The sequence below is a fragment of the Hydrogenophaga sp. LT287 genome, from assembly GCF_055702805.1.
The window spans coordinates 1-20,770 of sequence record NZ_JBVPZC010000017.1 but is presented as its reverse complement, the minus strand read 5'-3'; the positions used below and the strand labels follow the sequence as shown (position 1 = coordinate 20,770).

Here is a 20,770-nt window from a genome sequence, read left to right as displayed (position 1 = left end):
GAGAGGTTCACCGGGTTCCATGGCTCTTGGATTTGGCCATGTCGACGAGGTCGGCCATGGTCGGGTTGTGGGCCAGCATGCCGCCGTCGACGATGTAGGTCTGGCCGTTGATGTAGCGCGCTTCACTCGATGCCAGGAAGCACACCAGCGCGGCGATGTCTTCGGGTTCACCGAATTCAGGCACCAGCAAATGGCGCTGCATCACGTCGATCACGCTGGCCGCCGCACCGCGCGTGCCCGGTGTCAGCACCAGGCCCGGGGCAACGGCATTGCAGCGCACGCCCTGGGCGCCATGGTGGGTGGCGATCTGGCGGGTCAGGCCGATGATGGCCGCCTTGGACACGCTGTAGGCCATGCGCGTGATGTCACCCGAAAACCCACCGGTGGACGCGGTGTTCACGATCGCTCCGCCGCCCTGGGCGATCATGGTCGGCAAGGCGTACTTGCAGCCGGCCAGGTAGCCGCGCAGGTTCACGGCCATGACCTGATCCCAGACCTCGAATTCGATGTCGATGGCGTTCTTGTCTTTGGCGTGTATGGCCGGAGAACTCAATGCCGCGTTGTTGTGCAGCACATCCAGGCGGCCGAAACGATCCACCGTTCCTTGTACCAGTTGCTGGATGCTGCGCACGTCGGCAGCGTCAAAGACCTGTGCACTGGCACGCGGGCCCAGTTCTGCGGCCAGTGTCGCGGCACGTTCGGCGTTGACGTCGGCCACCACCACGGTGGCGCCTTCGGCGACGAGCCGCCGGCAGGTGGCTTCACCGATACCTGAAGCACCCCCGGTGACGATGGCGATCTGGTCTTTGAAGCGGCCTTCGTGGGGGCCGGGAAGGGTGGGCTTGCTCATGGCGTCTCCGGTGTGCTGGTGGCGAAGCCGCGGAACTGTTCGAGATTCACGCTGGCGTCCTGGGGTGGTTGCAGGAAGTAGCGCACGTGCAGGGTGCCCGGGCCAAACCGGTAGGTCTCGATGCTCTCGATCACCTGGCTGCTGCCCACGATGCAGTTGCGGTGGTGCACGGCGGCCTCGTTGCCGTTGATGATGGTGTTCACCACCTCCAGGCGGAACTGGTGGTTGTGTTTGTCGAACATCTCTTCGATGACGAGCCAGCCATCGGCCTGCTCGGCGCGGCCCACGTATTCGATGTTCAGTTCGGCAGGGGCCATTTCACGGTAAAGCGCCAGCAGACCGGCCTTGTCGTGGTGGTTCCAACAGCGAACCTGGCCGGTCATGAAACGTTGAATCTGCTCGGGGTTGATTTGGGACATGGTGTTTTCTTTCGGTGCAGGCACTCAAGGTTGGCGAACGAAATAGCGCACGGTGAGCTTGCCGTTGTCAAAGCTGTAGAGCTCGATGGTCTCGATGGCCAACGTGCTGCCGCGCACGTTGTTCCGGTTGTGACACGCGGCCTCGTTGCCGTTGATGATCAGCGCGACTTCTTCGATCTCGATCTTGGCGCTCTGTTGGGCCCACATGCCCTCCAGCACCGGCCAGCCCTCGCCCGCAGGCCCGCGGCCCACGTACTCGATCTGCAAGCCCTCGGGTGCTGCTGTGCGGTAGGCGGCGAAGAAGCCCTCCTTGTCGCCCCGGTTCCAGGCCTGCACCTGGGTGTGCAGAAAGTGTTCGATGGTGGATGTGTCCATGGCGTGGTCTCCGGTTCAGGTTTCGGTGCCACGGACATTGCGTGCCGTGCCGTTTCGTTTGTCGCTTTCGCCCCAGGCCATCCAGCGGTCGGGCTCACGGGTGTCACCCACCTTGCGCCAGCGACCCTCCTGCTGGGCGGTGATGGGGAAGCCGCCCACGAAATCGATCATCCGGCCCCTCGGGTCGGGCAGGAATTCCCACTCCTCCTTGCCTTCCAGCACGATGCGAGCCTCTTCGGCAAACCAGCCATCGGCTTCATGGCGCACCGTGCCCTCGGTGTCCGTGGTGCAGCGGACCTCACCCTTTTCGTTCTGGAAAATGGCGTAGCCCAGTTTGTCGTGACCGACCAGGAAGGAGCCGACGTCCCAACTCCCGTCCTTGTAGATCGTGGCGAAGTTCCACCAGATGACGTGCATCTTGTTGTTGACCACCAGGTCCTTGTGCATGTGGATGGCGGCGCCTTCGGCCATCCAGGCCTGGTCCAGCGAAATGATGCCCTTGACCTGTTTGCCCTCGCAGGTGCCCTGCACGTCGTAGAGCTGCGCGACGTAGAAGGTGCCCCAGTCCACACCCGGCAGGTACCACTGCATGCCGTTGCCGATGAGCTTGCCGGTGAGGTCGAACAGGCCTTCTTCCTTCCAGCTGAAGTCGGTGCCCGAGGCGGTCAACCGCCAGGGTTGGCCGGGTTCTTCCGGGTGGCTGGACCACCAGGCGGTGTCGCCATCGAGTCCGCGCGCCGGGAACATGGTGAGCGCCCGGGGGGCGATATTTTCCTTGTCGATGCGGATGTTCTTTCCGTCCAGGCGGGTGCTCTGGTAGATGAACTTGGTGGGGTTGGGCGTGCTGCCCGGCGCGTTGAGGGCGCGCACCATGGAGTAGATGTGGCCGTCTTCGTCGCGCACGCTGCCGAACGGCATGTGCTTGGTGAGCTTGAGGCCAAAGTGGTCGCGCAGGTCAGCCAGCTGGGCGCCGCTGACCTTTTGCGGGCCGACCAGGCACTGGTAGCCGAAGTCGGAGCGCTCGGGGATGGTGTCAAAAGTTCGCATGATCGGATGGGCCTCGCTCAGTCCCAGATCACGTGCACGCTTTTGGCACCGCGCAGGTGGGCGCCTTCGATCTTCGGCGCGGGTTGCTCGGGGTCGAGCCGCACATTGGGGAAGAGATCCAGGATGCCGTTGATCGCGCAGTTCAGTTCGAGCTTGGCCACAAACTGGCCAATGCACATGTGCGGTCCGAAGCCGAAGCCGAAAGACGGTTTCTGGCGGCGGTCGATGTCGAACACGTCCGGGTTCTCGAAGGCGCTTTCGTCGCGGTTGGCTGATGCGACCATGCACTGCACGAACGAGCCCTTGGGGATCAGGACGTCGCCGATCTGCACATCGGCCGAGGTCTCGCGCACCTTGAAGGTGGAAGAGGGTTCGAAGCGCACGGCTTCGTCGATCAGCTTGGACACCAGGGCGCGGTCGTTGCGCACGCGGTCGATCAGGCCGGGGACGGTCAGCAGGAACGTCATCGCGGCGCTGAAGGTGCGTGTGGTGGTTTCGCCGGCGGCGGGCAGCAAGGAGCGGGCGAAGGTGGCGACCTCGTGGTCATCCAACTGGTGGCCTTCGTATTCGGCGTTCATCAGGCGGGTGATCAGGTCGTCGCCCGTGGCGCCCTCGGCGCGGCGCCGCTTCACCTGTTCCATCAGCGCGTCGTACAAGCTCTTGACGGCAATCGCGGCGATGCGCCGGCCTTCTTCGGCCTTGGCCTTGTCCAGCTGGTTCGCCGCCAGCATCGACAGCGCCCAGACCGCGTATTGGTTGTACTGATCGGGGTTGTCTTCCGGGAAGCCGACAAGGGCGTACATGGCACGCACCGGGAAGTTCAGGCCCATTTCCATGAGGTCGGCTTTTTTGTTGGGCAGCAAGGGCATGAGGAAGTCCTCGCGCGCGACCCGGTCGATCTTCGGGCGCCACTTGTTCACGTTCTCGGGCATGAAGGCCGGCTGCAGCAGGGAGCGCACCTTGCGGTGGGCATCGCCGTCCATGCCGAGGATCATCAGACCGTCCCACACCTTGCCCATGCCTTCCAGGATGAAGCCGCTGGTGAAGGTGTTGGCGTCCTTGAGCACGTTCATCACGTCCTGGTACTGGAACACTGCGTAGGTCGGTTTGGTCTGGAGCCCCGCGTTGGTCGGAACCCCCAGGAACTTGGCGATGAAGTCTCCTTCGTAGACGCGTGTGGTCTTGCGCATCTCGCGGCAGGCGGCGTAAAGGTCGTCCGTCTTGCCGCGGTACAGGTCGGACACGCTGGCATAGGCGGCTTCGAGCTTCTGGGCGTTTTCGGTGGTGGTTTTTGGGGCGGTACTCATGGAGCGTCTCCTTCAGGGTTGGAAGTGGGTTTCGAGGCAGGGGATGGCGGACTTACTTCAGATAGCGTTTCACGCGGCCCGCCGCGATGCGGCCGGGCAGCCCGTTGATGCCGCCACCGGGATGGATGCCCGCTCCACCGAAGAACAGGCCCTTGACCGGCAGCGTCTCGCCACCCAGCCCGAAGGCGGGGCGCATGAGACCGGTTCGCGAGGCGCCGGTGTCGATGTGCACCACGCAGCCGTTGGGCACGTTCAAGCGCCTCGAAAAGTCTGGCGCGGCCTCCGCGCGCCGACCGATCTCCAGCGCCTTGAGGCCGGGGAGGTAGGCCTCCGTCTGGTCGATGACCGTTTGGGTCACCTGGTTGCGGATGGCATCCCATCCTTCGCGCGGTTCCAGTGGCATGGCGATCGGGTACAGGTACGCAATGTCCTGGCCCTCGGGCGCCTGGGTGGGATCGACCGCGCTAGGCGCCGTGGCCCACAGGTAGGGCAGCTGGGACACTTCGCCGCGGGCGGCGCATTTGAAGTTGTCGAGCACCGCCTCCACGGTGCCGATCAGCAGCACGCTCTTGCGCAGGCTCAGCCCGTCGCTGCGCAGGGCTTCGTGGCGGCTCGCGCGCACCTGACCGCTGAGCGCGATGTCGATCTTCATGGGCGAACCGCCATGGCCGTTGGCGGGGGCCAGATCGACCCGCGTCAGGTAGCGACGCTCGACGGCGCCGGGCGTCACCATGTGCAGCGCCACTTTGGGGTGCACCGCAGCGATCACGCTGCGTGATTTCAGCACCTCACCACTGGCAAGACGGACACCTTGGGCTTGGCCATTCTTGGCCACGATCTCGGCCACGGGCGTGTTGAGCCGGATCTCGCCGCCGAGCTCGGTCAAACGGGCCGCCAGCGCGTTGGACAGCGTCTGCATGCCCCCCACGGCGCGGCCCAGGCCAAAGCGCTGGATGAAGCCCAGCAAAGCGAAATACACGCCGGTGGCTTCCCCCGTGATCGGGCCGGCAGCGCCCAGCAGGCAGCACAGGGCGGACTGCGTCACCGGGTGCTCGAAGCGTTCCATGATCGAGGTGTAGGCGGGGCTCCCGATCAAGCCCATGAGCTCCGGCTTCATGTGCCGGTTCTTGATCAAGACCTTGAGCGCCTGCCATTTCGCCCCCAGGTTCTTCTGCGCCGGATCGACCCGCATCATGGGGATGGCCAGGTCGATGAAGGTGTTCACCAGCTTCATCAGGGCCAGGAATTCCGTGGCGTCTGCTTCGCTGAAGCGGCGGATCTCGGCGGCGGTCTGCTCCGCACTGCGGCCGAACACCAGCGAGCTGCCGTCCGGGTGCAGGTACACATAACCGGGGTCCATTTCGGTCTGGCGAAAACCATGCCGTTCCAGCTGCAGTTCGAGCGGCATCATGGGGTGCACGCGCAGCGACATCAGGTCCAGCGCGCAGGGGTGCACCAGGTGCTTGGGCGCCTCGGGGATGAGGTAGCCCGACGAGGCCATTCCGCCGACTTTGGCGAGGGATTCGAGCACGACGACCTTGCGGCCCTCGGCGGCGAGGTAGCAGGCAGAGGCCAGTCCGTTGTGGCCTCCGCCAATGACGATGGCGTCGTAAGGGGTGTTCGTGCTCATTCAGGTTCCAGTGGGAAAGGGGCAGATTCGCGGAAGGGCGGATTCAGACGGGGTTGACCGGCTTCCACCAGTGCAGGTGTTCGGAGGCGCCTTGCAGCAGCTGCCAGGCGGAGTCGACGGCGCGGCGCGCGGCGGGCCGCTTCATGCCCAGGCCCAGCAGCAGCATGACCACGGTCTCGCGGATGCAGGCACCGTCGAGCTGGCCGGTTCGGGATATGCGCCTGGCCCCTTCGATGCTGGTGCCGATCACCAGGTCGAAGGCGGCCTCGATGGCGCCGAATTCAAAGATGCCTTGATCGCGCCCACGGTTCAGGCTGCGGTACACCTGCTGGCGCCGGGGATCGTCGCCGCTGATACGGTCGACCATGTCGGCGTGCGAAATGATGGCGCCGTGAGCAGGGTCCATGGCTGCGCGAGCCAGGGCCATCAGCGGGCCCGTGGCCAGCATCACCGCGCCATCCTCCAGCGGTCCGAACAGGCGGTCGTAGCTGAGCAGCATCTCGCTCGCCGCGCTGTGGCCTATCTCGGTCAGCACCTCGTCCAGCGTGTCGAAGTACTTGTAGAAAGTGCCGCGCGAGACATCGGCCGCACGGATCACGTCGTCGATCACCGGGCGGCGTCCCCCGGTGCTCTGGCTGTAGACATCCATGGTCGCTGCGATCAGGCGCTCCCGCATACGGGCACGGCGCTCGCTCGCCACGCGGTGGCGGTGATCGGCTTCAGGCTGTTCGGCCTCAGGTGGTTCGAGGTGGACCGGGCGGGCGTTCATGGTCTTCGGGTGGCGCGGTGGATGTCTTGAGCTGAACCAGGTTCGAGTCCTGCTGGAGCAGGTCGAGTTAATATTGAACAGATATGGTGATTGTGATCATATTAAAACCAGAGTGACATAGGTGTTTACTATGATTCGTTGCAGGTTTACCCGCTTGTGGTTTCGTGTTAAGTAATGCAGAATTTCTAAAACTGTTCATAAATAAATCGATGTCCTACGCGCCTGTGAAGGCCGGGCAGGAAGCCTGAAATGACCACCACCACCACCAGCAGCCTTGAGAAGGCCTTTGCGGGCGTCGCAGACAACTACCGGGGTTCCGATGTCGACCTCAACGCGGTCTACGCGGTCATGCGCCGCGACTCGCCAGTGATCGCGGAGAACTTCATGGCGGGTCTCGGTGTTCCCAACATTGCGGGGCTGGACGCGAACCGCCCGACGTTCACCGTCTTCAAGTACCGCGATGTGATGGCGGTGCTTCGGGATGCGACCAACTTCACCAGCGGCTTCATCGCGGAAGGTCTGGGCGCGTTTTTCGACGGCCTGATCCTGACCGGCATGGACGGCGACGAGCACCGCAAGGCCCGCGCGTTGCTGCAGCCGATCTTCATGCCCGAGGTGGTGAACCGGTGGAAGCCGAAGATGGACGCCATCGTCCGCAGCGAGTACCTGCAGCCCCTGGTGGCCAGCAAGCGTGCCGATCTGATGGACTTTGCGTTGCACTTCCCGATCCGCCTGATCTATTCGCTGATCGGCTTCCCGGAGAACGAGCCTGAACGTGTCAAACAGGTTGCGGCCTGGGCACTTGCGATCCTGGCAGGCCCTCAGGTCGACCCGGAAAAGGCGGCCCAGGCACGTGGGGCGGCCATGGAGGCCGCCAAGCAGCTCTACGACGCGGTCAAGGAGGCCGTGGTTCAGGTGCGAGCTGCGGGTGCGACGGGCGACGACCTGATCAGCAGGCTGATCCGCGCGGAGTACGAAGGCCACCAGCTCGACGACCATGAGATCACCACCTTCGTGCGTTCGCTGCTGCCGGCGGCCGGCGAAACCACCACACGCACGTTTGGTTCGCTGCTGGTGTTGCTGCTGGAGCGCCCGGAGCTGCTGGAACGGGTTCGCAACGACCGCGCGCTGGTGGGCAAGGCCATCGATGAGGCGGTGCGGTTTGAGCCCGTTGCCACGTTCAAGGTGCGCCAGGCGGCGCAGGATCTGGAGATCGATGGGGTGAAGATTCCCAAGGGGGCCATGGTGCAGGCCATCGTGATGTCGGCCAACCGAGACGAAGAAGCTTTTGAGCACGCGGACCAGTTCGACATCGACCGCAAACCCAAGCCGTCGTTTGGCTTTGGCTTCGGCCCGCACATGTGCATCGGTCAGTTCATCGCCAAGACCGAGATGCAGGTGGCGCTGAACGCGGTGCTCGATCTGTTGCCCAACTTGCGACTGGATCCCGCGCAGCCCGCGCCGAGGATCACTGGTGCCCAGCTGCGTGGGCCGCACGAATTGCATGTGGTGTGGGACTGAGGAGCCAGACGGTATGAAGCGCTCGTTTGTGATGTCCCGTCGCCAGTGGCTGCTGGCCAGTGCAGCCATTGGGTTGTCCCCGCTGCTGGGCGCCCAGGAAGCCTTTCCCGCCAGGGCCGTGAACCTGGTGGTGCCATTTCCGCCTGGTGGACTGGCCGACAGCGTGGCGAGGTTGCTGGCCCCCTCGCTGGAGCGGGCGCTTGGGCAACCCGTGGTGGTGATGAACCGGGCCGGTGCGGCGGGTGCGATCGGGGCGGCTGCGGTGGCCACCGCCAAGCCCGATGGCTATTCGGTGCTCTTCGCCCTGTCGAGTGTGTCCACCCTGCCTGAACAGGCCGTGGTCAATCAACAGAAGCCGGCCTTCTTGTTGAGCCAGCTCAGGCCGATCGCACGCGTCAGCACCGACCCCCTGGCCATCGTGGTCAGGGCCGAGAGCCCTTTCAAATCCTTGGGCGAAATGATGGTCCAGGCGCGCTCAAAGCCGGGTGAGGTGAGCTACGGCTCGTCGGGCAACTACGGCACCGTGCACGTGCCGATCGAGATCTTTGCCCATGAAGCGCAGCTGAAGCTCAACCACATTCCTTATGCGGGCGGCGGTCCCTTGATGGTGGGGCTGCTGGGTGGTCAGGTGGACTTCACCATGCTGCCTCGCTCGTCGATCACGTCCCAGGTCCGTGCCGGCAAGCTGCGCATCCTGGCAACCGTGGGCGCTGAAGCGTGGCCGCAGTTTCCTTCGGTTCCAAACACCGCGGCTTTGGGTCTGAATGTGGATGTGCAGCCCTGGACGGGCGCGTTTGTTCCCCTGGACACCCCTGCTGCCGTGGTGGACCGGCTGCGCTCTGCGTTTCGGATGGCCACAGAGAATGCCGAGTTCAAGCAGGCGTTGCTCAAGGCAGAGGGCGGCCCGGCCTACCTGGACGCGGCCAAGTTCCGGACCTTTTGGGACCAGGATGCCGCACGCCTGACCCAGGCGGTCCGGCGCATGGGCAAACTCGAATAGGCGGCCACGATGGACCTGGGCATTGCGGGCCGAAAGGCCATCGTCTGCGCTTCATCGCGGGGGCTCGGAAAGGCCTGTGCCGTGGCGCTCGCGCGCGAAGGCTGCCTGGTGGTGATCAATGGTCGCCACGCGGACACGCTGCATGCGACCGCTGCGGAGATCGCTTCCATCTCGGGACGCCCTCCCGTCGTGGTGGTGGCGGATGTGAGCACCGATGCAGGCCGCACGGCGCTGCTGGCCGCCTGCCCGGCCCCCGACATCCTGGTGACCAACAACGGGGGGCCGGCGCCCGGTGAGGCCGGGCAATGGGACCACGCCACCTGGATCGCCGCCGTCGAGGGCAACATGCTCAGCGGCATTCTGCTGATTCAGGCGGTGGTGCCCGGGATGCGGGAGCGTCGCTTCGGGCGCATCGTCAACATCACGTCGGCGATGGTGAAGTCACCCAAGTTGATGCTCGGGCTTTCCACCGCTTCGCGCGCGGGCCTGACCGCTTTCTCAAAAGCGATGTCCAACGAGGTGGTGCGCGACAACGTCACCATCAACAACCTGCTGCTCGAACGCATCGAGACCGATCGCATTCGGTACATGACCGGGCAGCTGGCCGAGCGCCGGCAGATCACGCTGGAACAAGCGCGCGCCGAATTGCTCAAGCCGGTCGCCGCCAGGCGTTTTGGCCGACCCGAAGAGCTGGCGGATGCCTGTGCCTTTTTGTGTTCGGCGCAGGCGGGGTACATCAGTGGCCAGAACCTTCAGGTGGATGGCGGCAGCTACGAAGGCCTGATTTAGCGCACACGACCCGAGAGCGTTTTCCAGTCGTCGGGTGGCGTTTCGGTCTCCGCAAAATCCAGCTCAACTTCGACGCCGTTGGGGTCGTTGAAAAACAGCTGCCATGTCCTGCTCGCGCCCGGGGAACGGATCAAGCGCAGGCTCACACCGTGTGCACGCAAGCAGGCGATGGTGTCCATCAGTCCTTCGGCCCAATACGCCATGTGGTCGAGCGCACCCCGTCGGGGCGTGGGCATCTGGTCCACGGCCACCACGTGCAGGACGGGGTGGTCGTGCACATAGAGCCACAGTCCCGGGACCGGGAACGGAGGTCTCGGGCCCTCGCGCATGCCCAGCAGGTCGACGTAGAAGCCGCGGGTGGCCTCCAGCTGGTCGGTCACGATGGTGAAATGGTCGGGTCGCTGGATCACAACAGGCTCCTTGGCTCTCGCCGGTTCGGTCGCGCGGGGTGGATCGGGTGGGGTGCCTTCAGGCGCTGGAACGGTGGACGGTTCGGCGAAGCTGCATCACCAACAGGAAGCCCGCGATGCCCAGCAGCCCCGAGACCAGGAACACCTCGGCGTAACCCCAACCCGATGCGATCAAGCCCATCAACGGTCCGGCCAGGCCCACCGCCAGATCAAAGAACAGCGACAAGGCACTGAGCGCCGCACCCCGATTGGCAGGGGGTGTGCGCTCAAGGGTTTCCACCCCCAGCCCCGGGTAGACCCATGAAACACCGATACCGGTCAGCCCGGCACCGAGCATCACCAGTTCGGGTGAGGGGGCCTGCCATATCAGCAGCAAACCCAGGCTCTGGACGAGCATGCACGCCGCGACCACCCGGTAGCCACCGAACCGAGGCAGCAAGTTGGGGGAAACCAGTCGGGTGACGATGAACGCCACACCGAAACTGCTCAGGCAGTAGGCGGCGTTGTCCCACCCGAGGCTGTTGAAATAGAGCGCGATGAAGGCGGTGAGGCCGCCAAAACCCACCGAACTGCAGGCCATGGCGATGCCGTTGGGCACGACCGCCAGGAACACATGGTGGAAGGGTTGCCGGGCGCCCGACACGATGGTTGCCGCTGGCCGGGTCGAGGCGAACAGCAGGGCCAGAAGGCCGAGCAGGGCGGTGCACAGTCCGATGCCGATCAGGTGTGTTCCATCGCGAACGATCACGCCCAGAGGAGCTCCCAGCGCGGTTCCACCGTAGGCGGCAATGCCGTTCCACGACATCACGCGGGCCGTGTTCTGGGTGCCGTACAGGCCGATGGCCCAGGTGCAGCACGGTGTCGATACCAGGGCAGAGGAGACGCCCAGAACCACGCGTCCCGCCAGCAGCAGCCCTGCGCCCAGCCAGAGTGGGGCATGTAGGAAGATCGCGAGGCTGGTCAACACCCCGCTGAGAACCAGTCCGCCGAGCCCGTACAGCACCACGCGTTTGGAACCCCATCGGTCGGCCAGCTGGCCGCCCAGCGGGCGCGACAACAAAGTGGCCATATACTGCACGCCGATCACCAGCCCGGCAAACACGGGACCCAGGTCCAGGTCGCTCAGCACATAACCGGGCAGCACCGCGAGCGGCAGCCCGTTGCAGACGTAGGACGCGAAGTTGAAACAGACAATGGAAACGATCCCGAGGTTGATCCGCCCAGGCGTTGCCGCAGGTTCGCTCATGTGGGGGCCTGGGCCGCGACCGAACCCTGATCGGGGTGTGATCGGAGACTATTGCACGGCGGGCAACCGCACCACCATGCCGTCCAGCGCAGCAGTAACCATCAACTGGCAGGACAGTCGGCTGTTGGGCTGACGGGGCTCGCCCGTGCAGTCCAGCATGGCGTCTTCGGTGTCACCGACGGCGGCCAGTTGATCGGCCCAGGGTTGTTCGACATACACGTGGCAGGTCGCGCACTGGCAGGCCCCGCCACAGTCGGCGTTGAGGCCCGGAAGACCGTTGGCCAGCGCGGCTTGCATCACGCTGGTGCCTTCGGTGACCTGCAGCTCGGTTCGTTTGCCGTCGGGGGTGACGCAGATGATGTTGGGCATGGGTGTTTCCTGAAATAAAAGGAGGGGGTCACAGCGATCGGCTGATGATCTCTTTCATGATCTCGCTGGTGCCGCCGTAGATGCGGGCCACCCGGGCGTCGACCCAGGCGCGGCTGATCATGTACTCGCTCATGAAGCCGTAGCCGCCGTGCAGCTGCAGCAGCTCGTCGAGGATTTTTCCCTGCATCTCGGAGCCCATGAGCTTGCACATGGCGCCGACTTCGGCACTGAGTTCGCCTCGCATCGCTTTCGCGAGGCAGTCGTCGACGAACACGCGCAACATGGTGGCCTGGGCCTTGCATTCGGCGAGCTTGAATTTGGTGTTCTGAAAATCGAACACCGTCTTGCCGAACACCTTTCGGTCGCGTGTGTACTGAACCGTCTGGTCAATCAGGGACTCGATCGAGGCCGCCGCGCGGATGCCGATGATGGTGCGTTCCCAGGCCAGCTGGTGGGTCAGATACTTGAATCCCTGTCCCTCTTCGCCAAGACGGTTCTCCAGCGGAACCGACACGTTGTCGAAAAAAAGCTCGGACGTGTCCTGGCCCTTCAGGCCGATTTTTTCGAGCAGGCGGCCCTTGGAGAAACCGGGCTGGTCGGTCTCGACGCAGATCAGCGTCAGCTCTTTGGCGGCGGGGTCCAGCTTGGTGGCCGTCACCGCCAGGTCCGCGTTGCCGCCGTTGGTGATGAAGGTTTTCTGGCCGTTGATGGTGTAGCTGTCGGCGTTGCGCACGGCGGCAGTGCGCATGCTGCGCAGGTCGCTGCCCACACCGGGTTCGCTCATGGCGATCACGCCCACCATCTCGCCGCTGACCATCCTGGGCAACCACCGCTGTTTTTGGGCTTCGGTCCCGTAGGCCACGATGTAGGGTGCCACGATTTCCGAGTGCGTGGTGAAGCCGACCGCGGTGGCGTTGACGCGCGCCAGCTCTTCGATCATCACGGCGGAATGGCCGAAGTCACCGCCCGCACCCCCGTAGGCTTCGGGCACCGTGGAGCACAGCAAGCCGGCTTCACCGGCCTTGATCCAGAGGCTCTTGGGCACGATCCCCTCAGACTCCCAGGTGTGCAGGTGAGGCACGATCTCACGGTCAATGAAGCGGCGGGCCTGTTCACGGAACTGCTCGTGGTCTTCGCGGAATACGGGGCGCATGGAAATGTCCTGGCTGTGGGATCTTGCAATCAACGTCCGGTGAACTGCGCAGGGCGCTTGTCCAGAAAGGCGTTGACCGCTTCAAGGTGGTCGTCGGTGTGGTGGGCCAAGGCCTGGTAGGCGGCCGAAAGCTCCAGCAAGGTGTCGAGCCGCGTGTGCTGGCCTTCTCGCAACAGGCGTTTGGTCAGTCGCAATGCGTGAGAAGGGTTGAGCGCAATGCGCTGCGCCAGCGCCTGTGCCTGAACCATCAGCTGGTCGGCGGGCACCACTTCGGCGACCAGGCCCCAGTCGAGCGCCTTGGCTGCATCGATCATGTCGCCAGTGAAGGCCAGCAGGCTGGCTTTGGGCATGCCGATCACACGCGGCAACAACCAGGCACCGCCATCGCCCGGCACGATGCCCACTTTGACAAAGCTCTCGGCAAACAGGGCTTTGTCGCTGGCGATGCGGATGTCGCACATGCACGCCAAGTCCAGGCCTGCGCCGATGGCCGGGCCGTTCACGGCGGCGATCACCGGCACGTCGAGCTCGTACAGCGCCAGGGGAATGCGCTGGATGCTGTCCCGGTAGCTGTCGCGCACCTGGTAGGGGCTGCCGGCAAAGATGCCGCCGCGCTGCTGCATGTCTTTCACATTGCCACCGGCGCAGAAGGCACTGCCTTCGCCGGTCAGCACCAACACCTTGATGCTGTGGTCGCTGCGGATCTGACGGCACAAGTCCACCAGTTCATCCATGTGCGCCGGATCGGTCAGGGCGTTACGGGTTTCGGGCCGGTTCAGGCGAGCCGTCAGCACGGCGCCGTCGCGTTTGATCAACAAGAAAGGGGTAGGGGTCTGCTGGCTCATGGTGTGTCCATCGGGGATGAGGCCAAGGCGGCCAGTTGGCCACTGGTGACAGCCGGCCACAGCGAGGCCGCCCCACCTTGGGCAACGGCCTGCCCCAGCCGCTGGGCCCAGTGACCCAGGTTGCCGAATTCGCTGCGCCAGGCCCAGAGGCGGCGGGTGCCCAGTTGCAGTGCGTGTTCATGGGTGAAGCCAATGGCGCCATGCACCGCATGCGCCATGGCGGCCACCGCGCCCGCGGCTTCGGCGCCACAGACCTTGGCCGCAGCGATCTGCCAGGCCGCCAGTTGCTCATCCGACTCGGCGAAAGCGGCCTCCGCACTGACGATGGCGCTGCCCGTCTGCTGCGCCATTTGCGCCAGCTGGTGCTGGATGGCCTGAAACGCGCTGATGGGTTTTCCGAACTGCACGCGCTCCGTGGCGTAGCGGGTGCTCAGGTCCAGCGTGGCTTCGAGCGCGCCGGCCATTTGGGCCGTGCGCAACAGGGAACCGCCCCACCAGAGCACATCGTCGCTCAAGTGCCCGGGCAGGTTCGCGGTGGCCAGGGGGATAGCGTTCTTGAAGCTGAGGTCGTCGCGCGGTTCACCGGCGGTGTTGCGCTTGGTGCTGATCTGCGCATCGCTGCGTGCCAGCACCACCAGCGTGGTTCTTTCTCCTGGGATGACGGCCACCACATGGTTCACATCGCGGCCCCAGGGGACATCGAGCAGCACGCCGTGAACGCGTGTGTCTGCGGGCGCGACCCAGGGCACATCGAAGAAGGCCCCGCTGGTGGCCGCATGGTCCAGGCTCAGCGTGCTCCGCATGGCGATGCCCAGCGGCTCGTTGCGCGCCTCCAGGCCGCACTGGCCCAGCAGCCAGTTGGCCAGCATGGTCTCGGGCAGTGGCAGCGGCAGGTTGTGGCGCCCCGCTGCCTTCACGACCCCATACAGATCGCCCCAGCTGGCACCAGAACCGCCCAGGGACTCCGGCGCTGCGGCCACGGAAAACCCCGATTCCTCAATGGCTGCCCACAGCTCGGTGGGCCATTGACCCGCTTCGCCACGGCGAACCAGTTCCGGGGTGATCAGGTCGGCCAGCAGCCGCTCGATGGTGGATTCAAACAGTTCGCGCATGGTGTGTTCTCAACGCAGTCCAAGACCACGGGCAATGATGCCGCGCAGGATTTCGCGTGTGCCCCCACGCAGCGAGAAAGAAGGGGCCATCTGCATCAGGGCCGCCAGCACCTGCGCGTGGTCGCTGCCGCCGTCAACCGCGGGCGCCACGTCCAGCACCTGTTGGGCGAGCTCGGGAATTTCCTGCTCGAACGCGGCGCCCAGGTCTTTCAGGCAAGAGGCGGCCCAGGCTGGATTGCCGCCTGCGGCCAGCTCGGCTGTGACCGCCAGCGACATCTGGCGCAGCACCACCAGGCGGGCACAGAGGCGCCCCACGGCGTTGGCCTGCAAGGCATCGGGCTGGGGACCTACCGCGTCGATCAAGGTATGCAATAAGGCAATGCTGCTCAGGAAACGTTCCGGTCCGCTGCGCTCGAAGGCGAGCTCCGCGGTGACCTGTTCCCAGCCCTGGCCCTCGGTGCCGATCAATGCATCGGCGTCCAGCCGGACGTTGTCGAGGTAAACCTCGTTGAAGTGTTCGCCCCCGGCCAGGTCGCGGATCGGGCGCACCGTGACGCCGGGCGCCTTCAGGTCAATGATGAACTGAGACATGCCCTCGTGGCGCGCGGCCTTTTCGCTGGTCGGGGCCCCCGTGCGCACCAAGGCGATCATGTATTGCGCGTGGTGGGCGTTGGTGGTCCAGACCTTCTGGCCCGTGACCCGCCAGCTGCCATCGCCCGCCGCCTCATCGCGAACCGCGCGGCTGCGAATCGAGGCGAGGTCTGAGCCTGAATTGGGCTCGCTCATGCCAATGCAGAAATAGACCTCGCCTTGGCAGATGCCCGGCAGGTATTTCTGGCGCTGGGCTTCTGTTCCGTAGCGCAGGATCAACGGGCCGCTCTGGCGATCGGCGATCCAGTGCGCCGAAACGGGCGCCCCGGCAGCCAGCAACTCTTCGATCACGACGTAGCGGGCCCAGGGGCCGGCATCGTGACCGCCGTACTCACGAGGCAGGGTCATGCCCAGCCAGCCTCGGCGCCCCAGCTCGCGGCTGAACGCCGGGTCGGCGCCCATCCACGAATCGGCTCGACGCAGCGCGCTGCGGTCTTTCAGCGCGGTGGCCAGAAAGCGCCTGACATCGGCACGGAGCGGCTCGGCTTCTGCCGGCACGCGGTGGTATTGAAAAGATGCAAGCGCCATGGGTTGCCAGGTGTGCGGGATCGGTTCGGGTGCGGTTTACAGCGCGGTTCCGGCGTCGGCGGAGGCAAACATCCGGTTGATGTCGCCCGAGGTCACCGGCTTTTCCAGTTCACGCAGGGGTGCAGCGCCGCCCATGCCACAGGCTGGCTCGATGCTCACGTGTTTGGCTTGCGCTTTCAGCGCGCCGACGGTGCAGTTCTCCCGACCCAGGATCGAGAAGGGGTCGTAGGAAAACTCGCGCATCGTGTTCAGGTGCGTGATCTTGTTGATGATCTCGTCGCTCAGGTGGCCGGCCTGCCGCCAGAACACATCAGCCGATTCTGGCCAGGTGCAGTCGGAGTGCGGGTAGTCGCATTCCCAGCAGGCCATGTCCACGTTGATGGAGTCGAGGTTCTTCAGGCCGAACGAGTCTTCGATGAAGCACGTGATGATGTGCTTGTTGAAGATGTCGCTGGGCTTCTTGCCGTCGAAGTTGGAGTTGGTCCAGGCGTTGTGGTGGTTGTGCGTGAAGTCGGCACGTTCCAGCAGGTAGGGAATCCAGCCGATGCCACCTTCGGAAAGCGCCATGCGCAGCTTGGGGAATTTCTTCCACATCGGCGCCCAGATCCAGTCGGCGGCCGAGTTGGCGATCGAGATCGGCATCGAGGTGATCCATGCGTCGATCGGCGATTCGTCCGAGGCGTGGGCCGCTTTCGCGCCGGTGCCGATGTGGCAGCAGATCACGACATCGTTGTCTGCGCAGGCCTTCCACAGCGGGTCCCAGTGGCTGTTGTGGATGGAGGGGTAGCCGTGCACGGTGGGGTTGTCCGAGAACGTCACCGCGTGCACACCCAGCTTGGCCATGCGCGCGACCTCGGCAGCGGCGGCCTGCATGTCGAACCACGGCACCATCATCAGCGGGATGAAGCGACCGGGGGCCGCGTTGCACCAGTCCTGCAGGTGCCAGTCGTTGTAGGCCTGGATCGCGGCCAGCGACACACCCCGGTCGTCGTAGCTCTGAAACCGCTGCCCAGCGAAGCCCGGGAAGGTGGGAAAACACATCGAGCCCAGCACGCCGTTGGCGTTCATGTCGTCGACACGGGCTTTGATGTCCCAGGTACCGCGGCGCATCTGCTCGTAGCCCAACGGCTCCATGCCGTATTCCTCTTTCGGGCGCCCGACCACCGAGTTCAGGCCCATGTAGCCGGTGGCCTTTTCTTCGAACACCCAGACGTCACGGCCTTTGTGGTTTTCAACATGGGGTTCGCGTCCCTTGTACTTCGCGGGCATGTGGCGAGCGAATGCGTTCGGCGGTTCGATGGCGTGGTCGTCAACGCTGACGAGGATGAGGTCTTCGAGTTTCATCTTGTCTCCAAGGGGTGGTGCGGCGGGGTCCGGCACAGTGGCAGCTGAACCAGAGGTGGAAGTCTGGATGCTAGATTAAATAATGAACAGAATCAATAAAAATGTTCATATTAAAGTCAAAAACGCGGATTTACTAGGGAATACCACTACGCGGAGTTGTGGGGAGGAGCGATCGTGTGATCGCCTGCACCCGGTGTACAGACCGAACTTGGCTGTGGTCAAGCACCGCGTCCCACGTAACCGGTTCCGCACCAGTGCTCCTTATGGGCGGTGCAGGCGAGAAAGCTGAACCGCCGATGTGACTGGGTGTGCGAGCAGCCCACCAGCGGTCGATGGGCGAGGGTCAGTCAACGCCAGAGTTAAGCGTCAAAAGTTGTGCTGAAGTCCGAGATCAAAGCCGCTCCTGTTGGTGGCAACCGCTTTGTCGTGAGCCAGATTGGCATACAGGAACGTGCGTTTGGACAGATCGTGGTTGTAGCCAATCGCAAACTTCTTGGTCAGATCGGTGTGGGTCGTGGTGTTTTCGAGTTGGCCGTATGACAGCTTGACGCGGCCAGCATTTGTCTTGAACGCAGCTCCCAACATGGCGCTCTTGCGCTTGTTGTTCACATTGTCTTTGCCTGAGCCAAAGCCCGCGGTGAGCGTCCAGCGGTCCAGGACGTACCTTGCTGCGATGAAATTCCAGCTGTCGTTTGCCCCACCGGGGTTTTCATGGCTCCATCCGAGGTAAACGGGACCCGCCTGGTAGGAGAGGTACCCATTCACTGGGCGGTCGATCGTGCTGGCGGCGGGCAAGGTTGCGCTGTTCGGGTTGACGTCACTGGCCGTCTGCAGGGCAAAACCAAAAGCACCAAGCTGGCTTTTGTAGGTGATCGCGCCATCATTTCGGACGGTTCCGATGCCGCCGGTGCCGACCGAAACGAAGGATGACACGCCCGTGTGGATGAACGGATCCGGCGTGATTTGAACTTCGGTGTACCCAGCGACGTAGTCACGGCCCAGAGACACCTTGCCCCAGCCTCCTTCGATCGCTACGATGGATTGGCCCTGAAAATAGCGAACGGCGGTCAGCGCGCCCGTGTTGGATCGGAATCGGTTCTCCAGCCAGAACGACACTTTCAGTCCCTGACCCAGGTCCTCTGTGCCACGCAGTCCAAAACGACTTTGGGCACCTTCGCCCAGTGTGGTCGTACCCGTACCAATCGCACGAACCAGTCCGGCATCAACCTTGCCAAACAGGGTCAGGCTGCTTTGTGCCTGAACGTGGCCGGACAGCAGGACGAAGGCGGACAAGGGGAAAAGTTTGAGCGCGTTTTTCATGATGTTGGGATGCATACAGGTGTTTACTCGGGTTGAATGCCTGCGGCTTTGATGATCTTTCCCCACAGCTCGCGTTCTTTTGCCTGGTACTTCTCAAGCTGACCCAGGGGTTGGACGAATTCGAACGTGCCAGATGCCTTCATGGCGGCCTGCACCGCCGGCGTTTGGTTCGCCTGCACCAGCAGAGCGTGCATTTTTTCTACCACCGGTTGGGGGGTCTGTGCCGGGAGGTAGGCCGCCAGCCAGAAGCCGATGTCCATACCCTCGATGCCGTTTTCCCGGAAGGTCGGCAGGTTGGGGGCAAACGGGCTGCGGACGTCATCGGTCACGCCCAGCGACTTGAGCTTTCCGGTGCTGACATGGGTCCACGCTGAAAAGTCGGTAAACATGAAGTCAATCACGCCGCTCATCAGGTCCGGCATCATCGAGGCACCACTGCGATAAGCAGCACCCACCACCTTCACTCCGGCGGTCTGTTGCAGCACCTCGGCAGGCAAGCGGCTGGTGATGCTCGTGTACCCGAACGTGTACTTGCCTGGATCGCTTTTGAGTTGCTGCAAAAACTCCTTGGCTGAGGTCGCCTTGACCTTGTCCGGATTGGCGTACAGGTACATGGGGCCTTTGGACAGCGTCGTCAGAGGTATGAAGCCGTTGACAGGGTCGTAGGGCAGGTTTTTGATCACATGCGGGTTGCCGGTGAACGCCACATTTCCCGAAATCAGCAAGCTGTATCCATCCGGTTTTGCTGAACCGACACTTTGTGCGGCAATGCCGGAACTGCCACCAGGACGGTTCTCGACAATGACGGGGACTCTTGCTGCTTTGGACAACTCGTTGGCCAGTGCGCGGGTATAGCCATCGGGGGCCGATCCCGCCGTGAAAGGCGTCACGATGCTGATGGCTTCTTCCGGAAACTCGGCGGCAGTGGTGGCGCCGGCACCCAGCAGGACGCACGCCAGTGAGAGCGACTTGGAAAAGGCTTTGACTTTCTTCATTTCATGTCCATGTTGTATAAAGAATATTATTCTGTATGCAGAATAAATGTATTCTGTTGCGGCCGCGTAAGCCTGAGAACTATTGATCCGGCCCTGTGAAGTCTTAAGCTGCATATCGAACGTGACGGTCCTGGAAGTAGCTCATGACGCGCTCGGGGTTTTGCTCCAGCATCGCCATGTGATCGTTGGCCGCATCGCGTAGCTTGGCCTTGGTTCGCACCGGCACGCGCTTGCCCATCTCCTGCTTCAAGTCCGCATTGAGCCGCTCCTCTGGGTTGAGCTGTGGGCTGTAGCTGGGCAGGTAGAACAACTCGATCTGGTCCTGCCGCTCAGCCACCCAAGCCTTCACCAGCTTGCTGTGGTGGACCCGCAGGTTGTCCAGAATCAGAAAGACTTTTTTACCCGCGTCCTTGATCAAAGCTTGTAGGAATTCGATGAGCTTCTCAGCATCGAAAGCCTCGTCAATGATCATCCACCGCGTCTTGCCCTGGTTGGTCACCGTGGCAATCATGGAGAGCTTTTGACGGGTGCCGCCCACGGCCATGGCCACCGGTGTTTTGCCCGCTGGCGCGAAGCTCCTGCCGCGCACATCGGTGTTGACCAAGGCCGTCTCGTCGCCCCAGTGAATCTCGGCCCCCTCGGCCCTGGCGCGCTGCTCAATGCCGGGGTACTCGCCCTCCAACCAAGCCTGCACGGCAGCAGGGCTTTGCTCGTAAGCGCGCTTGATGGGCTTTTGCGGTGTGAAGCCCCAGCGGGTGAGGTACTTGCCGATGCTGCGCACTTGCAGCTTGATGCCAAATTCCTGTTCGATGAGCTGACCCACTGCGGCCCGGCTCCACAAGCTGAAATCCATCTTGAGCTGCTCGGGGCGTTTGTCGATGATCAGGCGCTGGATGGTGTCTTCCTGCGCCTGACCGAGCACCCGGCCATCGCCTCTGGCTCGTCCACGAACAGCGGGACGTATCGCACCCCAGCCGCCAGCGTCAAACAGATCGATAGCCGTTCGCACTGTCGGGTAGCTCAGCCCCGTCATCGTGACGATCTGCATGATCTTGGTGCCTTGTCTGTACAGCCTCACGACCTGTTTGCG

Annotated in this window: 21 protein-coding genes; 3 read left to right on the top strand and 18 right to left on the bottom strand. The window is 63.6% G+C overall.

Features of this window, described 5'->3' with window-relative positions; all coding sequences use genetic code 11:
• Positions 1–7 precede the first annotated feature (7 nt).
• Genes AC0GNR_RS13100 through AC0GNR_RS13070 form a run of 7 tightly spaced genes read right to left on the bottom strand, consistent with a single transcriptional unit; the run spans position 8 to position 6,397 of the window.
• Positions 8–850 carry an SDR family NAD(P)-dependent oxidoreductase gene (locus AC0GNR_RS13100; protein ID WP_472901394.1) on the bottom strand — a complete coding sequence of 281 codons (843 nt, stop codon included), beginning with the start codon at positions 848–850 and terminating at the stop codon, positions 8–10.
• Positions 847–1,269, bottom strand: a complete 423-nt coding sequence (locus tag AC0GNR_RS13095; RefSeq protein WP_472901393.1) for a nuclear transport factor 2-like protein — start codon at positions 1,267–1,269, stop codon at positions 847–849. Before AC0GNR_RS13095 ends, AC0GNR_RS13100 begins: the two co-directional genes overlap by 4 nt.
• A 24-nt stretch (positions 1,270–1,293) precedes the next feature.
• Positions 1,294–1,644: a Cif family virulence factor gene (locus AC0GNR_RS13090; RefSeq protein WP_472901392.1), complete on the bottom strand. Its 351-nt coding sequence runs from the start codon at positions 1,642–1,644 to the stop codon at positions 1,294–1,296.
• Positions 1,645–1,659: 15 nt separating this feature from the next.
• A complete protein-coding gene (locus AC0GNR_RS13085) occupies positions 1,660–2,691 on the bottom strand; it encodes a hypothetical protein (RefSeq protein ID WP_472901391.1) in 1,032 nt (343 codons plus the stop codon).
• Positions 2,692–2,708: 17 nt separating this feature from the next.
• On the bottom strand, positions 2,709–3,998 hold the full coding sequence (locus tag AC0GNR_RS13080) for a cytochrome P450 (RefSeq protein WP_472901390.1): 1,290 nt from the start codon (positions 3,996–3,998) through the stop codon (positions 2,709–2,711).
• A 52-nt stretch (positions 3,999–4,050) separates the two neighbouring features.
• Positions 4,051–5,628: a phytoene desaturase family protein gene (locus tag AC0GNR_RS13075; protein WP_472901389.1), complete on the bottom strand. Its 1,578-nt coding sequence runs from the start codon at positions 5,626–5,628 to the stop codon at positions 4,051–4,053.
• A 43-nt stretch (positions 5,629–5,671) separates the two neighbouring features.
• Positions 5,672–6,397 (bottom strand): TetR/AcrR family transcriptional regulator, encoded by a 726-nt coding sequence (locus AC0GNR_RS13070; RefSeq protein WP_472901388.1) that lies wholly within the window; start codon positions 6,395–6,397, stop codon positions 5,672–5,674.
• 249 nt (positions 6,398–6,646) lie between these two features.
• On the opposite strand from AC0GNR_RS13070, the gene AC0GNR_RS13065 reads away from it, so the two are divergent.
• From AC0GNR_RS13065 to AC0GNR_RS13055, 3 genes are read left to right on the top strand one after another with little or no spacing between them, the layout of a single operon-like run.
• Positions 6,647–7,918 carry a cytochrome P450 gene (locus AC0GNR_RS13065; RefSeq protein ID WP_472901387.1) on the top strand — a complete coding sequence of 424 codons (1,272 nt, stop codon included), beginning with the start codon at positions 6,647–6,649 and terminating at the stop codon, positions 7,916–7,918.
• 13 nt (positions 7,919–7,931) lie between these two features.
• A complete protein-coding gene (locus AC0GNR_RS13060) occupies positions 7,932–8,918 on the top strand; it encodes a Bug family tripartite tricarboxylate transporter substrate binding protein (protein ID WP_472901386.1) in 987 nt (328 codons plus the stop codon).
• A gap of 9 nt (positions 8,919–8,927) precedes the next feature.
• A complete protein-coding gene (locus AC0GNR_RS13055) occupies positions 8,928–9,707 on the top strand; it encodes an SDR family oxidoreductase (RefSeq protein WP_472901385.1) in 780 nt (259 codons plus the stop codon).
• Here the strand turns inward: AC0GNR_RS13055 and AC0GNR_RS13050 are convergent.
• The 11 genes from AC0GNR_RS13050 to AC0GNR_RS13000 form a co-directional block, all read right to left on the bottom strand.
• Positions 9,704–10,117, bottom strand: coding sequence for a VOC family protein (locus tag AC0GNR_RS13050; protein WP_472901384.1), 414 nt, complete (start codon positions 10,115–10,117; stop codon positions 9,704–9,706). The genes AC0GNR_RS13055 and AC0GNR_RS13050 overlap by 4 nt on opposite strands.
• A gap of 58 nt (positions 10,118–10,175) precedes the next feature.
• The gene (locus tag AC0GNR_RS13045; protein ID WP_472901383.1) at positions 10,176–11,363 is read right to left on the bottom strand and encodes an MFS transporter; all 1,188 of its coding nucleotides are present in this window, start codon (positions 11,361–11,363) and stop codon (positions 10,176–10,178) included.
• A gap of 48 nt (positions 11,364–11,411) precedes the next feature.
• On the bottom strand, positions 11,412–11,732 hold the full coding sequence (locus AC0GNR_RS13040) for a 2Fe-2S iron-sulfur cluster-binding protein (RefSeq protein ID WP_305335799.1): 321 nt from the start codon (positions 11,730–11,732) through the stop codon (positions 11,412–11,414).
• A 28-nt stretch (positions 11,733–11,760) separates the two neighbouring features.
• The gene (locus tag AC0GNR_RS13035; RefSeq protein WP_472901382.1) at positions 11,761–12,885 is read right to left on the bottom strand and encodes an acyl-CoA dehydrogenase family protein; all 1,125 of its coding nucleotides are present in this window, start codon (positions 12,883–12,885) and stop codon (positions 11,761–11,763) included.
• Between the two features lie 29 nt (positions 12,886–12,914).
• Positions 12,915–13,730 carry a crotonase/enoyl-CoA hydratase family protein gene (locus AC0GNR_RS13030; RefSeq protein ID WP_472901381.1) on the bottom strand — a complete coding sequence of 272 codons (816 nt, stop codon included), beginning with the start codon at positions 13,728–13,730 and terminating at the stop codon, positions 12,915–12,917.
• Complete coding sequence (locus tag AC0GNR_RS13025; protein ID WP_472901380.1) at positions 13,727–14,842, bottom strand: acyl-CoA dehydrogenase family protein; 1,116 nt, start codon at positions 14,840–14,842, stop codon at positions 13,727–13,729. The genes AC0GNR_RS13030 and AC0GNR_RS13025 overlap by 4 nt, the downstream gene beginning before the upstream one ends.
• 9 nt (positions 14,843–14,851) lie before the next feature.
• Positions 14,852–16,021: an acyl-CoA dehydrogenase family protein gene (locus tag AC0GNR_RS13020; protein WP_472901379.1), complete on the bottom strand. Its 1,170-nt coding sequence runs from the start codon at positions 16,019–16,021 to the stop codon at positions 14,852–14,854.
• A 36-nt stretch (positions 16,022–16,057) separates the two neighbouring features.
• Positions 16,058–17,365 carry an amidohydrolase family protein gene (locus AC0GNR_RS13015; protein ID WP_472901378.1) on the bottom strand — a complete coding sequence of 436 codons (1,308 nt, stop codon included), beginning with the start codon at positions 17,363–17,365 and terminating at the stop codon, positions 16,058–16,060.
• Between the two features lie 366 nt (positions 17,366–17,731).
• Entirely contained in the window at positions 17,732–18,700 is a 969-nt protein-coding gene (locus AC0GNR_RS13010) for a porin (RefSeq protein WP_472901377.1), read from the bottom strand.
• A gap of 8 nt (positions 18,701–18,708) precedes the next feature.
• Positions 18,709–19,680, bottom strand: coding sequence for a Bug family tripartite tricarboxylate transporter substrate binding protein (locus tag AC0GNR_RS13005; protein ID WP_472901376.1), 972 nt, complete (start codon positions 19,678–19,680; stop codon positions 18,709–18,711).
• A 103-nt stretch (positions 19,681–19,783) separates the two neighbouring features.
• Positions 19,784–20,770: IS630 family transposase (locus tag AC0GNR_RS13000; protein ID WP_472901375.1), on the bottom strand; the 987-nt coding region annotated here is incomplete at its 5' end.

Excerpts from the sequence above, each read along its gene's own strand:
- AC0GNR_RS13080 (WP_472901390.1), bottom strand. The coding sequence starts at position 3,998 with ATGAGTACCGCCCCAAAAACCACCACCGAAAACGCCCAGAAGCTCGAA.
- AC0GNR_RS13035 (WP_472901382.1), bottom strand. The coding sequence starts at position 12,885 with ATGCGCCCCGTATTCCGCGAAGACCACGAGCAGTTCCGTGAACAGGCC.
- AC0GNR_RS13075 (WP_472901389.1), bottom strand. The coding sequence starts at position 5,628 with ATGAGCACGAACACCCCTTACGACGCCATCGTCATTGGCGGAGGCCAC.
- AC0GNR_RS13010 (WP_472901377.1), bottom strand. The coding sequence starts at position 18,700 with ATGCATCCCAACATCATGAAAAACGCGCTCAAACTTTTCCCCTTGTCC.
- AC0GNR_RS13030 (WP_472901381.1), bottom strand. The coding sequence starts at position 13,730 with ATGAGCCAGCAGACCCCTACCCCTTTCTTGTTGATCAAACGCGACGGC.
- AC0GNR_RS13040 (WP_305335799.1), bottom strand. The coding sequence starts at position 11,732 with ATGCCCAACATCATCTGCGTCACCCCCGACGGCAAACGAACCGAGCTG.
- AC0GNR_RS13015 (WP_472901378.1), bottom strand. The coding sequence starts at position 17,365 with ATGAAACTCGAAGACCTCATCCTCGTCAGCGTTGACGACCACGCCATC.
- AC0GNR_RS13045 (WP_472901383.1), bottom strand. The coding sequence starts at position 11,363 with ATGAGCGAACCTGCGGCAACGCCTGGGCGGATCAACCTCGGGATCGTT.
- AC0GNR_RS13065 (WP_472901387.1), top strand. The coding sequence starts at position 6,647 with ATGACCACCACCACCACCAGCAGCCTTGAGAAGGCCTTTGCGGGCGTC.
- AC0GNR_RS13005 (WP_472901376.1), bottom strand. The coding sequence starts at position 19,680 with ATGAAGAAAGTCAAAGCCTTTTCCAAGTCGCTCTCACTGGCGTGCGTC.
- AC0GNR_RS13095 (WP_472901393.1), bottom strand. The coding sequence starts at position 1,269 with ATGTCCCAAATCAACCCCGAGCAGATTCAACGTTTCATGACCGGCCAG.
- AC0GNR_RS13060 (WP_472901386.1), top strand. The coding sequence starts at position 7,932 with ATGAAGCGCTCGTTTGTGATGTCCCGTCGCCAGTGGCTGCTGGCCAGT.
- AC0GNR_RS13090 (WP_472901392.1), bottom strand. The coding sequence starts at position 1,644 with ATGGACACATCCACCATCGAACACTTTCTGCACACCCAGGTGCAGGCC.
- AC0GNR_RS13025 (WP_472901380.1), bottom strand. The coding sequence starts at position 14,842 with ATGCGCGAACTGTTTGAATCCACCATCGAGCGGCTGCTGGCCGACCTG.
- AC0GNR_RS13100 (WP_472901394.1), bottom strand. The coding sequence starts at position 850 with ATGAGCAAGCCCACCCTTCCCGGCCCCCACGAAGGCCGCTTCAAAGAC.
- AC0GNR_RS13070 (WP_472901388.1), bottom strand. The coding sequence starts at position 6,397 with ATGAACGCCCGCCCGGTCCACCTCGAACCACCTGAGGCCGAACAGCCT.
- AC0GNR_RS13055 (WP_472901385.1), top strand. The coding sequence starts at position 8,928 with ATGGACCTGGGCATTGCGGGCCGAAAGGCCATCGTCTGCGCTTCATCG.
- AC0GNR_RS13020 (WP_472901379.1), bottom strand. The coding sequence starts at position 16,021 with ATGGCGCTTGCATCTTTTCAATACCACCGCGTGCCGGCAGAAGCCGAG.
- AC0GNR_RS13085 (WP_472901391.1), bottom strand. The coding sequence starts at position 2,691 with ATGCGAACTTTTGACACCATCCCCGAGCGCTCCGACTTCGGCTACCAG.